Source organism: Actinoplanes sp. GCM10030250, assembly GCF_042666575.1.
GTDB lineage: Bacteria > Actinomycetota > Actinomycetes > Mycobacteriales > Micromonosporaceae > Actinoplanes.
In genome coordinates this window covers 27,962-41,925 of the sequence record NZ_JBHTDO010000038.1, presented here as the reverse complement: position 1 = coordinate 41,925, position 13,964 = coordinate 27,962, and the positions used below count along the sequence as shown (strand labels likewise).

12 protein-coding genes and 1 riboswitch are annotated in these 13,964 nt (G+C 68.2%); of the genes, 7 read left to right on the top strand and 5 right to left on the bottom strand.

Annotated features, from left to right (window positions below):
• The first annotated feature begins 17 nt into the window (after positions 1 to 17).
• The 3 genes from ACFQV6_RS35620 (at position 18) to ACFQV6_RS35610 (ending at position 1,859) form a co-directional block, all read left to right on the top strand.
• Positions 18 to 437, top strand: coding sequence for an ATP-binding protein (locus ACFQV6_RS35620; RefSeq protein WP_378032082.1), 420 nt, complete (start codon positions 18 to 20; stop codon positions 435 to 437).
• A gap of 144 nt (positions 438 to 581) precedes the next feature.
• Positions 582 to 1,391: a SigB/SigF/SigG family RNA polymerase sigma factor gene (locus tag ACFQV6_RS35615; protein ID WP_378032081.1), complete on the top strand. Its 810-nt coding sequence runs from the start codon at positions 582 to 584 to the stop codon at positions 1,389 to 1,391.
• A 36-nt stretch (positions 1,392 to 1,427) separates the two neighbouring features.
• Positions 1,428 to 1,859, top strand: a complete 432-nt coding sequence (locus ACFQV6_RS35610) for a response regulator (protein ID WP_378032080.1) — start codon at positions 1,428 to 1,430, stop codon at positions 1,857 to 1,859.
• Positions 1,860 to 1,947: 88 nt separating this feature from the next.
• Here the strand turns inward: ACFQV6_RS35610 and ACFQV6_RS35605 are convergent, their stop codons facing one another.
• The 4 genes from ACFQV6_RS35605 to ACFQV6_RS35590 all read right to left on the bottom strand — a co-directional run bounded on the left by ACFQV6_RS35605 (position 1,948) and on the right by ACFQV6_RS35590 (position 7,717).
• A complete protein-coding gene (locus ACFQV6_RS35605) occupies positions 1,948 to 2,943 on the bottom strand; it encodes a ribonucleotide-diphosphate reductase subunit beta (protein WP_378032079.1) in 996 nt (331 codons plus the stop codon).
• Positions 2,943 to 5,312, bottom strand: a complete 2,370-nt coding sequence (locus ACFQV6_RS35600; protein ID WP_378032078.1) for a ribonucleoside-diphosphate reductase subunit alpha — start codon at positions 5,310 to 5,312, stop codon at positions 2,943 to 2,945. Before ACFQV6_RS35600 ends, ACFQV6_RS35605 begins: the two co-directional genes overlap by 1 nt.
• Positions 5,313 to 5,418: 106 nt before the next feature.
• Positions 5,419 to 5,629, bottom strand: a riboswitch (cobalamin riboswitch).
• Positions 5,630 to 5,679: 50 nt separating this feature from the next.
• A complete protein-coding gene (locus ACFQV6_RS35595) occupies positions 5,680 to 6,459 on the bottom strand; it encodes a (2Fe-2S)-binding protein (RefSeq protein ID WP_378032077.1) in 780 nt (259 codons plus the stop codon).
• Positions 6,460 to 6,481: 22 nt separating this feature from the next.
• Positions 6,482 to 7,717, bottom strand: a complete 1,236-nt coding sequence (locus ACFQV6_RS35590) for an ROK family transcriptional regulator (RefSeq protein ID WP_378032076.1) — start codon at positions 7,715 to 7,717, stop codon at positions 6,482 to 6,484.
• Between the two features lie 135 nt (positions 7,718 to 7,852).
• Here ACFQV6_RS35590 and mmsA point away from each other — a divergent pair, with 135 nt between their 5' ends.
• The 4 genes from mmsA to ACFQV6_RS35570 all read left to right on the top strand — a co-directional run bounded on the left by mmsA (position 7,853) and on the right by ACFQV6_RS35570 (position 13,126).
• Positions 7,853 to 9,400: a multiple monosaccharide ABC transporter ATP-binding protein gene (gene mmsA, locus ACFQV6_RS35585; protein WP_378032075.1), complete on the top strand. Its 1,548-nt coding sequence runs from the start codon at positions 7,853 to 7,855 to the stop codon at positions 9,398 to 9,400.
• On the top strand, positions 9,397 to 10,698 hold the full coding sequence (gene mmsB, locus ACFQV6_RS35580; RefSeq protein ID WP_378032074.1) for a multiple monosaccharide ABC transporter permease: 1,302 nt from the start codon (positions 9,397 to 9,399) through the stop codon (positions 10,696 to 10,698). The genes mmsA and mmsB overlap by 4 nt, the downstream gene beginning before the upstream one ends.
• Positions 10,699 to 10,748: 50 nt before the next feature.
• On the top strand, positions 10,749 to 11,864 hold the full coding sequence (locus tag ACFQV6_RS35575; protein WP_378032073.1) for a substrate-binding domain-containing protein: 1,116 nt from the start codon (positions 10,749 to 10,751) through the stop codon (positions 11,862 to 11,864).
• Between the two features lie 95 nt (positions 11,865 to 11,959).
• Positions 11,960 to 13,126, top strand: a complete 1,167-nt coding sequence (locus ACFQV6_RS35570; protein WP_378032072.1) for an ROK family protein — start codon at positions 11,960 to 11,962, stop codon at positions 13,124 to 13,126.
• Between the two features lie 33 nt (positions 13,127 to 13,159).
• On the opposite strand, the gene ACFQV6_RS35565 is transcribed toward ACFQV6_RS35570, so the two are convergent.
• Entirely contained in the window at positions 13,160 to 13,570 is a 411-nt protein-coding gene (locus ACFQV6_RS35565; protein WP_378032071.1) for a PASTA domain-containing protein, read from the bottom strand.
• Positions 13,571 to 13,964: the final 394 nt, after the last annotated feature.

Genomic DNA, 13,964 nt, shown 5'->3' with positions numbered 1-13,964 from the left:
GGGCAGAGAGTGCGGTCATGACGGGCTGGAGTATGCGGCGTCCGCCGAGCTTCGACGAGGAGCTCGCGCGCTGGACGCTGGGCGAGGCCCCCGAACTGCATGCGCTGCGCGCCGCACTGCAGAAGGTGGTGGCGGAGCGGCTGACCGATGCCGCCGACCGCCAGGACCTGACCGAACGGCTCACGATAGTCGCCACCGAACTCGCCGGGAACGCGCTGCGGCACGGCCGCCCGCCGGCGGTGGTGATGCTCCAGCGCTCGGACGGCAAGCTGGTCATCGACGTTCTCGACACCGGCCGTGAATCCACTCCGGCGGTCGACGACCGGCGGCCCGTCGGCGGCCTCGGGCTGGTCCTGGCCCAGCGTCTCGCCAAGGAGGTCGGCTGGTACCCCACCGAGGGTGGTAAGCGGGTCTGGGCGACGTTCGAGATGGCGTGATCCACGTGGGCTGAGTCACACCGCATGCCTATCCGATCGGGATTACCCGATCGGGTGGGTTTAGAACCCTGTCCACCGTGGCATTACTTGCCTCACAGCAAATTTGGCCTCAGCGCCGAGCCGGTAGCAAATGCAAGGAGCCCCATGACCGCCACTGCCGTTCCCGTCAGCCGTACGCAGGTCAAGCCCGACTCCACAGCGACCGCCGACCGGGCGAGCGAGCTGATCGCGGCGATGACGGCTCTGCCGGAAGGGCACCCGTCGCGGCCCGCGCTGCGGGACCAGGCGATCGAGGCGTGGCTCCCGCTCGCCCGCCACCTGGCCAACCGGTACGCCGGCCGCGGCGAGCCGTTCGACGACCTCCAGCAGGTCGCCGTGATGGGACTCATCAAGGCCGTCGACCGTTTCGACGCCGAGCGCGGCTTCGAGTTCGCCGGGTTCGCCATCCCCACCATCGTCGGTGAGCTGAAGCGGCACTTCCGCGACCGCACCTGGTCGATCCGGGTGCCGCGCCGCCTCCAGGAGCTGCGGCTGTCGATCACCGCGGCCAACAGCACCCTGCACCACACGCTGGGCCGCTCCCCCACGGTCGCCGACATCGCCACCCACCTGGAGATCTCCGAGGAAGAGGTGCTCGAGGGCCTCGAGGGTGCGCGGGCATACAACTCGACGAGCCTCTCCACGCCGGCCAACGCCGAGGGCAGCATGACGCTCGGCGACACGCTGGGCGAGGAGGACTACGGTTTCGCCCTCGCCGAGATGCGGTTGGCTCTCGGTCCCGCGATGGCCAGCCTCGACGAGCGCGAGCAGAAAATCGTCAGCCTGCGCTTCTACGGCAACCTGACGCAGACCGAAATCGCCGACCAGGTCGGAATCTCCCAGATGCACGTCTCCCGCCTGCTCACCAAGGCTCTGGCTAAACTGCGCAGGCAGATCGACGGCGTCGCGGCCTGACCCGTCGAGCAACCGAGCGATAACGAGGTGGCGGTCTTGGTGAGTGTCCGGGCTCTTGACGTTCTGGTCGTCGACGACGACGACGCGGACGCCTTGATGATCGAAGAGGCACTCGAGGGGTCCGCGGTTCCGCCCGTCGTGCACCGGGTTGCCGACGGCAGCCAGGCCCTGGAATACCTGCGGCGCGAAGGCGACTATGCCGGGGCGAAGCGGCCGGACCTGATCCTGCTCGACCTGAACATGCCCCGCATGGGTGGTCGCGAGGTGCTCCTCGAACTCAAGGGCGACGCCGAGCTGACGGCGATCCCGGTGGTCGTGCTGACCACCTCCAACGCCGTGCCGGACATCGTCTCCAGCTACGCCGGCCACGCCAGTGCCTTCGTCACGAAGCCGCTCGACCTGGTCGACTTCGAATCCGCCGTCCAGAAGATCAACAAGTTCTACGGCGACATCGCCACCCTCCCCTGAGCGGATCGGCACAGACAGGCGAAACGGCCGGGACCACATGGTCCCGGCCGTTTGCCGGCCTGAGGCGTGTTTCACCGGGGATGGCGCCTCAGAAGTCGTCGTCGAAGGTCACGGTTCCGGTTACGCCGACCTGGTAGGCGGAGACGCGGCGTTCGAAGAAGTTCGACAGCTCCTGGACGTCCTGCAGTTCCATGAAGGCGAACGGGTTGCTACTGCCGTAGACCGGTGCGATGCCGAGCGCCGTGAGCCGCCGGTCCGCCACATGCTGGAGGTATTCCCGCATATCGGCCGGCGACATTCCGCTGACGCCCTGGTCGAGCAGGTCGGCGGCGAACTGCACCTCACATTCGACAGCCTCGGCGAGCATGTCGCGCACCTGCTGTTCCATCTCGGCGTCGAACAGATCCGGCTCCTCGGCACGGACCTGGTCGACCACGTCGAAGGCGAAAGCCATGTGCATGGATTCGTCACGGAACACCCAGTTGGTCCCGGACGCCAAGCCTTGGAGAACACCGCGGGACCGCAGGAAGTACACGTAGGCGAAAGCGCCGTAGAAGAACAGCCCTTCGATGCACGCCGCGAAGCAGATCACGTTGAGCAGGAACGCCCGCCGGTCCTGTTTCGTCCGCAGGGCGCGCAGTTCGAACACCGAGTCGATCCACTTGAAGCAGAACTCGGCCTTGCGGGCGATCGACGGGATGTTCTCCACCGCCGCGAACGCCGCGAACCGTTCCGCCTCGTCGGGGACATAGGTGTCGAGCAGGTTCAGATAGAACTGGACGTGCACGGCCTCCTCGAACAGCTGCCGGGACAGATAGAGGCGGCCCTCCGGCGAGTTGATGTGCTGATAGAGGTTGAGCACGAGGTTGTTCGCCACGATGGTGTCACCGGTGGCGAAGAACGCGACGAGCCGCGACACCAGGTGCTGCTCGGCGGGGGTCAGCCTGGCCAGGTCGGCGAGGTCGGAGTGCAGGTCGACCTCCTCGACGGTCCAGGTGTTCTTGATGGCGTCCTTGAACCGGTCGAAGAAGTGCGGATACCTCATCGGCCGCAGGGTCAGGTCCATTCCGGGGTCGAGCAGCATCACTGGCAGGCCTCACACGATTCGGGGTTCTCCAGGGAGCAGACTTCGGCGGGTGTCATCGCGGGGATGAGCGACACCGTCGCCTGCTGAATGCGCGTCGCGGGGCGCGACCGCAGGTAGTACGAGGTCTTCAGGCCGGCTTTCCAGCCGTAGAGGTACATCGACGAGAGCTTGCCGATGGTGGGTGCGCTGAGGAACAGGTTCAGCGACTGCGACTGGTCGATGAACGGTGCCCGTGCGGCGGCCAGATCGATCAGAGCCTTCTGCGGCAGTTCCCAGGCGGTGCGGAACAACTCGCGCACCTCCGCGGGCAGTTCCGCGATCGCCTGCACCGAACCTTCGGCGCGCCTGATCTGCTCGCGAATGGCGGCGGTCCACAGATTTCGGGCCTTGAGTTCCCGTACCAGATAAGTGTTGATCTGAAGGAACTCGCCGGACATCGTCTCGCGCTTGAACAGGTTGGAGACCTGCGGCTCGATGCATTCGTAACAGCCGGCGATGGACGCGATCGTGGCCGTCGGCGCGATCGCGACGAGCAGCGAATTACGCAGACCGTAATCGGCGATCTTCGATCGCAGCGCATTCCAGCGCGCGTTCTGCGAGACCGTGGCACCCCACAGGTCCGGATGCAGGTCACCCTTGGCGGCACGGGTTTCGGCGTACGCGGGATGCGCCCCGAACCGTTCCGCGAGGGTGGCCGACGCCTCCAGGGCGGTGAGGAAGATCTCCTCCTGCACCCGGGTGGACAGCTCGCGCGCCGCCTCCGAGTCGAACGGCAGCCGCAGCGTGAAGAACGCGTCCTGCAATCCCATCAGCCCCAGGCCGACCGGCCGCCAGCGCGGGTTCGACGCTTCCGCCTGCCGCGACGGGTAGAAGTTGATGTCGATGACCCGGTCGAGGAAGGTCACCGCTGTGCGTACCGTTGCCCGCAGTTTCTCCCAGTCCACGCCGCCCGCGGTGACGTGCGCGCCCAGGTTGATCGAGCCGAGGTTGCACACCGCCGTCTCGTCGTCGGAGTTGACCTCGAGGATCTCGGTGCACAGGTTCGACAGGTGGATCACGTTGCCGGCCGCACCGGTCTGGTTCGAACACGCGTTGGAGCGGTCCTTGAACGTCATCCAGCCGTTGCCGGTCTGCGCGAGCGTGCGCATCATCCGGCCGTACAGGTCCCGGGCCTTGACGGTTTTGACCGCCTTCTTCTCGGCCAGCCGGTAGGCCTCGTCGAACGCCGCACCGTAGAGATCCGGCAGCTCCGGCGCGTCGGACGGATCGATGAGCGACCAGTCGCCGTCGGCCTCGACCCGGCGCATGAACTCGTCGGGGATCCAGTTCGCCAGGTTGAGGTTGTGGGTACGCCGGGACTCCTCCCCCGTGTTGTCCCGCAGCTCGAGGAACTCCTCGATGTCCGGGTGCCACGGCTCCAGGTAGACGCAGGCCGCACCCTTGCGCCGCCCGCCCTGGTTGACCGCCGCCACACCCGCGTCCAGGGTCTTCAGGAACGGGACGATGCCGTTCGACCTGCCGTTCGTGCCGCGGATCAGCGCACCCCGGCCACGCACCCGCGACCAGGAGATGCCGATGCCGCCGGAGAACTTCGACAGTCTCGCCACCTGGTGGTACCGCTCGTAGATCGAGTCCAGCTCGTCCTTCGGCGAGTCGACCAGGAAGCACGACGACATCTGGGTGTGCCTCGTGCCGGAGTTGAACAGGGTCGGTGAGCTCGGCAGGTAGGCGAGCGACGACATCAGGCGGTAGAAGCCGATCGCCTCGGCCGCGGTCTGCGACAGGCCGCAGGCGACGCGCAGCAGCCAGTACTGGGGTGTCTCCACGACGATCCGCTGCTGGGGGTGGCGCAGCAGGTAGCGGTCGGCGACCGTACGCAGGCCGAAGTATTCGAACCGCAGGTCACCGGAGACGTCGACGGCGTCGTCGAGCTTGCGGGCGTTGCCGGCCACGAAAGCGGCGGTCTCGTCTCCGATCAGGCCGAGCGCGTGGGCGTACCGGATCGACTGGCTGAAGCTCGCCACGCCCTGCCCGCGGACCTCCTTGTCGACGAAGGCCGCCAGCAGCCGGGCCGCCAGCCGCGAGTACTGCGGCTCCTCGCTGATCAGCTCGGCGGACGTCTGGATCGACAGCCGGTCCAGTTCGGCGGTGCTCGCGCCGTCGTAGAGCCCGCTGATCGTCTTCGTGGCGACCCGCAGCGGGTCCACCTCGTCCAGGTCGGCGACCCAGAGCTCGACCGCCCGTACGATCTTGTTGACGTCGACCGGTTCCAGGTCCCCGTTGCGTTTACGGACCTGCATCGCGTGCCGGCGTTGCTCCGGCACCGTGGTCTTCTCCGGTGTGACCGTCACGGCCCACTCCTCCATGCCCTCTCGACAGGGCCGAAAGACACGCGGGGTGACGCCACCGGCCCGCGCGGGGCGGCCGGTTCCGTGGCGTCAGCCGTCCCACGCGGCCTTCGACCGCCGCACGCGGTACGTGCGGCGCGCTGGCAGGTCTTCGGACTCGTGGGCGTCCCGCTCGCTCCTACTGGCCGTCGCTTCCCAGGCCGGGGCCCAGTGCTTCGTTGACGGCTGTCGTTCCCACTCACCGCTGCGGGGCAGTCCCGGTATCACACCGGGTTCCCTGTTGCCTCGGCCGGGCCCTTGAGCGGACCGGCCGAACCAGCTGCGGGGCACACCATATATGGACGGCAGAGACGAAGTCACACCCATATGGTGTGTCGGATAAAGATCACTCCCCAGAGCGCAGCGCGGCGGCCCAGGTGCGGAGCCGGGCCGGTTCGGGGGTCAGGACGCAGTCGCCGCACGTGCCGCCGCCGGGGATCCGGTAGTAGAGGCAGCAGTTGTTGCGGACCAGGAACCAGCGTGCCTTCGCCGGGTCGGGACGGATCAGCCGGGCGGTACCCCGCAGCGGCTCCAGGTCGAGCACAGCCTCCACAACGGACGCGGCGCGCTCGGCGCAGGAGGGTGCGGCGTCGGCGATCATGCCGGCGGCACCGCCCAGGGCTGACGCGACGTTGCCCCACAGCACCTGGGGCGACAGGGCGAACCGCTCGCGGAAGACGTCGAGCACCGGTTCGACCAGGCCCTGGATCGCGGTGCGGGCGAGCGTCGGCGCCGCGCCCACGCGGGTTTGTTGTGCCGTCAGACCGCGCGCGGCGATCGGCATCGGGCCGCCCTCAACCGGGCGCCACCACATCCGCTCCCGGTCGGGGATCGGCAGCGCACCGCCGACCGCCACTGCACCGAGCACGGGTGAGAGCAGCCGGGACGCGAGGCCGAGGAAGATGATCGAGGCGGCGGCGCGTTCCTCGATGTCGCGGGGCGCGAGGCCACCCATTCTCGCCAGGGTCCGCCGGCCGGCGCCGACCCGCTCCGCGATCACCGTGGGGTCGAGCAGTGTCCGCAATGGCCGCCAGCCGGGCCCGTCGTCATACGGTTCCCAGGTGAAGTAGGGCCCGAGCCGCGCCGCCGACCGCAGAGCGGAGGCGGCGGCATCGTCGTCAGGCACAACCTCGACGGTACGCGGGTGCTCAGAGGGACAGCAGGTCGGACACCTGTGGCGAGTAGGTGGCGTAGAGCACCAGGGCCGCCGCGCCCACCACCGCGGCGTCGGCGCCGAGCGGGGAGGACTCGACCTTCGCCGTCCGGATGTTGCGGGCCAGCGTACGGGTGGCCAGGGCGTGTTCGGTGGCGCGGCGGAAGCGGTCCTCGACGTGGCGCAGGCTGTGCCCGCCGAGGATGACCAGGTCGACGTCGAGGATGTTGACTATGTCGACCACCGCGGTGGCGAGCCAGCCGGCGGCGGTCTCGACCACCTCGATCGCGAGCTGGTCACCGGCGGCCGCGGCGAGGCGTACGGCGGTGTAGTCGACAGCGGCCGGATCGTTGCGGAACAACCTCTCCAGCTCGGAGCTCTGCCCGTCGGCGAGGCGCCGCCGGGCGTCGGCCGCCAGGGCGAGTGGGTTGATCAGGCTCTCCAGGCAGCCGGTGTTGCCGCAGTAGCACTGCGGCCCGTCCGCCTTCATCGACGTATGGCCGAACTCGCCCGCGTTCATCGAGCCGCCCCGATAGATCTGGTGGTTCAGCACCAGGCCGCCGCCGACACCGGCGCCGAAGAAGAAGTACGCGAAGTCCGCCACCCCCCGGCCGGCACCGGCCCACCGCTCCCCGATGGCGGCGGCGGTGGAGTCGTTGTCCAGCGTGACCGGCAGTCCGGTGGCCTCGGCCAGCATTTGTTTGAGCGGCACACGTTCCCATCGGGTGAGCTGTGGTGGCCCCACGAGGACACCGAGCGAGTGATCGATCGGCCCGGGTGTGGCCAGGCCCAGCCCGAGCACCTTGTCGCGCGGGACCCCGGAGGTCAGCAGAACCTCGTCGACGAGTTCGGCGATGGCCTCGGTGACCCGCTCCGGCCCGGCCAGAGGCGGGGTCGGCCGATGCATCGCGACCAGCGGTTTTCCGTTCAGGTCGACAACGACGCAGGACAGTTCGAACGGGTCGAAGTGCACGCCGACGGCGAGCCCGGCGCCGGCGTTGATGCGCAGCAGGGTGCGGGGCTTGCCACCGGTGGATGCCTGCGAGCCGTCCTCGCGGACGATGCCCTCGTCGATGAGCCGGCGGACGATGCCGGACACGCTCTGCGGGGTGAGCCCGGAGTGCTCCGCGATCTCGATGCGGCTGATCCCGTCGGCCAACTGGATCTGGTCGAGCACGACGGCACGGTTGTACAGGCCGACCTTGGGGAGATTTGTCCCTGTTCGTCGCACGTGATCAGCCCTCCATGGTTCCGTAACCTCAATGATGCGAAGATCGATTGACTTATTAAAACAATTAGATTTACAGTCCCAACACACGGGCGTTACATACGAGACTCATCGATTCGTCCCGGTTTGGAGGCGAACATGGAGGGTGCACCTCCACTGCTCGAGATGCGGGCGATCACCAAGGAATTTCCCGGCGTCAAGGCACTGTCGGACGTCAACCTGGCGGTCCGGGCCGGCGAGATCCACGCGATCTGCGGGGAGAACGGCGCCGGCAAGTCGACACTGATGAAGGTGCTGAGCGGGGTCTACCCGTACGGCACCTACGACGGGTCGATCATCTATCAGGGCTCGGAGGCTCGGTTCGCCGACATCCGGGCCAGTGAGCACGCCGGCATCGTGATCATCCACCAGGAGCTCGCGCTGGTACCCGGCATGTCGATCACCGAGAACATCTTCCTCGGCAACGAACCTCGCCGGTTCGGGCGCATCGACTGGAAGGCGGCGAACCATCAGGCTCTCGAGCTGATGGCCAGGGTCGGTCTCGACGAGGACCCGGACACGCTGATCAAGGACATCGGTGTCGGCAAGCAGCAGCTCGTCGAGATCGCCAAGGCGTTCGCCAAGGACGTCCGGCTCCTGATCCTCGACGAGCCGACGGCCGCTCTCAACGAGAACGACTCGCAGCACCTGCTGGACCTGCTGCGCGGGTTCAAGGGTCGCGGCATCACATCGATCATGATCTCGCACAAGCTCAACGAGATCGAGGCGATCGCCGACTCCATCACGATCCTTCGCGACGGCCGGTCGATCGAGACGATCGACGTCCAGGGCGAGGGTGCCGACGAGGACCGCATCGTGCGCGGCATGGTCGGCCGTGACCTGGAGAGCCGGTACCCGGATCACACCCCGAACATCGGCGATGTGTTCTTCGAGGTTCGCGACTGGACGGTGCGCCACCCGATCTCCGCGGAACGGCTGGTGTGCAAGAACTCCAGCTTCACCGTGCGGCGGGGCGAGATCGTCGGCTTCGCGGGCCTGATGGGCGCCGGCCGCACCGAACTGGCGATGAGCCTGTTCGGCAGGTCGTACGGCGTGTATCTCGGCGGCAAGATCTTCAAGGACGGCCGCGAGATCGAGCTGAAGTCGGTGGCCGACGCGATCCGGCACGGGCTGGCCTATGTCAGCGAGGACCGCAAGGCGATCGGCCTCAACCTGCTCGACGACATCAAGACCTCGGTGGTCGCGGCGAAGCTGTCGAAGATCACCAAGCGCGGTGTCGTCGACGAGACGGCCGAGTACCACGAGGCCGAGGCCTACCGGAAGAGCCTGCGTATCAAGACGCCCACGGTCGACGAGGGTGTCACCAAGCTCTCCGGTGGCAACCAGCAGAAGGTCGTGCTGGCGAAGTGGATGTTCACCGATCCCGACCTGCTCATCCTCGACGAGCCCACCCGTGGGATCGACGTGGGTGCCAAGTACGAGATCTACGGCATCATCCAGAAGCTCGCCGACGAGGGGAAGGGCGTCATCGTCATCTCCTCGGAACTGCCCGAGCTGATCGGTCTCTGTGACCGCATCTACACCGTTTTCGAAGGCACCATCACCGGCGAGATCGCGCGCAGCGAGGCCGAGCCGGAACTCCTCATGAAGCAGATGACCTCGACGAAGAAGACGCCGACACGATGAGCCGCATCAGAGACCTGCAGAAGAACCTCTTCGGAGGCTCGACGTCCAACGCCCGCCAGTTCGGAATGATCTTCACGCTGGTGGCGATCATCCTGTTCTTCCAGATCCGGACCGACGGGCTCACGCTCACCTCGGGCAACCTGATCGCACTGACCCAGCAGTACGCGTACATCTCGATCCTGTCCATCGGCATGCTGATGGTCATCGTCGCCGGCCACATCGACCTGTCGGTCGGCTCGGTGGCGGCGTTCGTCGGCATCGTGGTGGCCAAGGCGATCACCGAGCACGACGTGCCGTGGCCGCTGGGCATCCTGCTCGGCCTCGCCGTCGGCGCGCTGATCGGCGCCTGGCAGGGCTTCTGGGTCGCCTACGTCGGAATCCCGGCGTTCATCGTGACCCTGGCCGGCATGCTGCTGTTCCGCGGTGGCAACCAGTACATCGGCAACGCCGACACGGTCCCGGTGCCCGAGGGCTTCCGTGAGATCGGCGCCGGTTACCTGCCCGAGGTCGGCCCGAGCACCGGGTACAACAACCTCACCCTGCTGCTCGGCCTGGTCGCCTGCCTCGCGGTGATCTGGCGTGAGCTGCGCTCCCGGAAGGTCCGCCAGGAGATGGAGGGCGCCGAGCCCTCACCCCTGTGGGTCTCGATCCTGCGGCTCGCCGTGATGGTCGGCGTGATCGTCTTCGCCACGCTGCGCTTCGCCGGTGGCCGGGTCGGCACCAGCTTCCCGATCTCCGGCATCATCCTGGCCGTCCTGGTGATCGGGTACTCGTTCTACACCCGCAACACTGCCGGTGGCCGGCACATCTACGCGGTCGGCGGCAACGCCCGCGCCGCGGAGCTGTCCGGCGTCAAGCTCCGCCGGGTCAACTTCCTGGTCATGATGAACATGGCGGTGCTCTCCGCACTGGCCGGCATGATCTTCGTGGCGCGGTCCGCGGCCTCCGGCCCGCAGGACGGCCTGAGCTGGGAACTGGACGCCATCGCCGCGGTCTTCATCGGTGGCGCGGCGGTCTCCGGCGGCCTCGGCACGGTCAGCGGCGCCATCGTCGGCGGTCTGGTCATGGCAGTGCTGAACAACGGCCTCCAGCTGACCGGTACCGGCTCCGACATGGTCCAGATCATCAAGGGCCTGTTCCTGCTGGGCGCGGTCGCCCTGGACGTCTACAACAAGAAGCAGGGCCGTTTCTCGGTCATCGGATCGCTGATGCGACCTTTCAAGCGCGAACCGGCGGGTGACCCCGTCGCAGGCGCACAGGTCGGCACCGAGCAGGAGAAGACTCCCGCCTCGCGCTGACCGGTTTTCACCCCCCGAAAAGAAACCTGACAAGAAGGGTTCCATTCACCATGCGCAGTTTCCTCACCAAGGGGTTCGCGGCCGGTGCCGCTGCCGTGCTCGCGCTGAGCATCGGCGCCTGCGGCTCCAACGAGCGTGACGGCGAGACCGGTGGCGACGCCGCCGCTCCCGCCAAGGGCTTCGCCGCCGACTCGCTCATCGGCGTCGCGCTGCCGTCGAAGACCTCGGAGAACTGGGTGCTCGCCGGTGACCTGTTCACCAACGGGCTCAAGGAGGCCGGCTTCCAGGGCGACGTCCAGTACGCGGGCGCCTCGACCACGGTCGCCGACCAGCAGGCCCAGATCACCGCGATGGTCACCAAGGGTGCCAAGGTGATCGTGATCGGCGCGACCGACGCCGCTCAGCTCTCCACCCAGGTGAAGCAGGCCAAGGAGTCCGGCGCGGTCGTCATCGCCTACGACCGGCTGATCACCAACACCCCGGACCTGGACTACTACATCGCGTTCGACAACTTCAAGGTTGGCCAGCTCCAGGGCCAGGCCCTGCTGGACGGCATGAAGGCCAAGAAGGCGACCGGCCCGTGGACGATCGAGCTGTTCTCCGGCTCGCCGGACGACAACAACGCCGGTGTGTTCTTCAACGGTGCGATGGACGTCCTCAAGCCGGCCATCGAGAAGGGCGACGTGATCGTCGGCTCGAAGCAGACCGACGTCAAGCAGACCGCCACCCAGGGCTGGAAGGCGGAGAACGCCCAGAGCCGGATGGACTCGCTGCTGAACTCCACCTACACCGGTGACAAGACCATCGACGGCGTGCTCTCGCCGAACGACACGCTGGCCCGCGCGATCATCACCTCCGTCAAGGGTGCCGGCAAGCCGGTTCCGGTGGTCACCGGTCAGGACTCCGAGGTCGAGTCGGTCAAGTCGATCGTCGCCGGCGAGCAGTACTCCACGATCAACAAGGACACCCGCAAGCTCGTCGCCGAGACCATCACCATGGTCAAGGCCCTGCAGGCCGGTAACGACCCGCAGGTCAACGACACCAAGTCGTACAACAACGGCGTCAAGGTCGTCCCGGCCTACCTGCTGGAGCCGGTCATCGTGACCAAGGCCAACGCGGCCGAGGCGTACGCCAACGACCCGAAGCTCGCCCCGCTCACCAAGTAATCAAGCCCCACCGGTAAGCGACCCACAGTGACGAAATCGGGTGTCTCCGCCTTCGGCGGGGGCACCCGGTCGTCGCAGCGACGGAGGATCATGGCGTGGCACTCTCCCCGCAGGAGACGATCCACCGGCAGAACCTCGGCGCTCTCCTACGGTACGTACACCTGCGCGGCGGCACCTCCCGCGCCGAACTGACCGCCGGGCTCGGGCTCAACCGCAGCACCATCCGGGCACTGGCCACCGAGTTGGCCGCCGCCGGCCTGGTCCACGAGGACCTGCCGCCGGCCAACGGGCGGGCCGGTCGCCCGTCACCGGTGGTCCGCACCAACACCAGCCGCTGCTACGCCTACGCACTGACGATCGAGGTGGACCGCCTGCGGGCCGCCTGCGTCGGCCTCGGCGGGCAGGTCCTGGACAGTTTCACCGTACGGCCCTCCCCCGGCACCGGCCCCGAGGCTACCGTCGACATCCTGGGCCGCCTCGTGCGCCGATTACACACGCAGGCCCCGGACAGCGGCACGCTGCTGGGGTACGGCGTGGCTGTCGCCGGCACCGCCCGGGATGCTTGGACCGACCCGGGCGTCGAAGCGGCCCTCGTCGAAGCGCTTCCCCACGACCGCCCGCTGCTGGTCGGTAACCTCGCCGACCTCGCCGCCCGGGCCGAACACGTCCGCGGCGCGGCCCGCGGCCTCGACAACGTCGTCTTCCTGCACGGGGACACCGGCATCAGCGCCGGCATCATCACCGGCGGCCGGGCCGCGACCGGGCACGGCGGCTTCGGCGGGCAGGTCGGGCACATGGTCGTCGACCCGGACGGGCACCGCTGCCGCTGCGGCTCGCGCGGCTGCTGGGAGACCGAGGCGGGCGAGGCGGCGCTGCTGCGGACCTCCGAGGCGGGCGAGGCGGCGCTGCTGCGGACCTCCGAGGCGGGCGCCCTGGCGGTGGTCGCGGCAGCGCGATCCGGTGACGACAAAGCCCAGAGCACGGTACGGGAGGTCGCGCGCTGGCTCGGCCACGGTGTCGCGAACCTGGTCAACATCCTCGACCCCGAGATCGTGCTGTTCGGCGGCGTCCTGCGCGAAATCTACCTCGCGGCGGCGGACGACGTCCGGGAGCGCGTGTCCGGCATGGTGCTGCCCGCGTTCCGCGAAGGCGTGCGCCTGGGTGTCCCGCTGCTCGGCGCCGACGCTCCCCTGGTGGGCGCGGCCGAGCTGGCGTTCGAACATCTGCTCGCCGATCCACTGAGCGCCACCCAGCCCGCCTGATCCGCGCCGAGCGGCGGTGCGCCGCCCCGCGGGTCAGTCGTCGCTGTCCTTCTTCACCGTCGCGGTGATGAAGGAGCCCGCGTCCACCATCGCGCCCGCCTCCGGGTCCTGTGACACCACGATCCAGTTCGCGTCGAGCACCGGTATCCGGTTCTCGCCCGTCGCATCCTTCGCCGGCGCCACGTGCAGTCCCGCAGCGCGCCAGAGGTCCTGTGCCGACTGATAGTCCAGGCCGACCCCGCGCGGCACCTCGATCTTGGCGGCCTTCGGCACCTGTGTCGGGGAACTCGCTACCGCCGCTGTGGAGGGCTCGGCGGCCGGCCCGGGAGCCGACCCGGAAGCAGCGTCAGACCCACCGCAGGCCGCCGTCGCCAGCAGGGTCGATGTCATGACCGTCGCGGAAATCGCCAACTGCAAACCGTGCGTGAAGCGTCGACCACTCACGTTTCCTCCATACGGTGGACGGGACTGCCGTGACGGGACTTTGGCGCGGTTAGAGTCTCGGCCTACCGCCCGGGTCCGCCGACGCACACGGGGTCCGTCCTCATAGCGCGGCGTGCCGCGGTGAGCCGCTTCCGGATACCGATGGTTGCTGTCCGCGGGCGAGTGCGCGGGATGCGCTCGAGCCCGTTGTGCAGGGTGGCCGGGTGCGGTTCTGGCCGGGCGGGCGGCGCGCTGGCAAGGCCTGTTGGGATCGAGGGACATCGGTGTGGTCAGAACCGCACCGACGTTCCGCACAACGGCATACGGCCGAGCTCGTGCTCACCATGAGTGGTCCGGCGCCCGGCGCGTCGCGTCGGGCGGTGCCGGGCCATCGATTGCTGTCCGACCCGGGAGT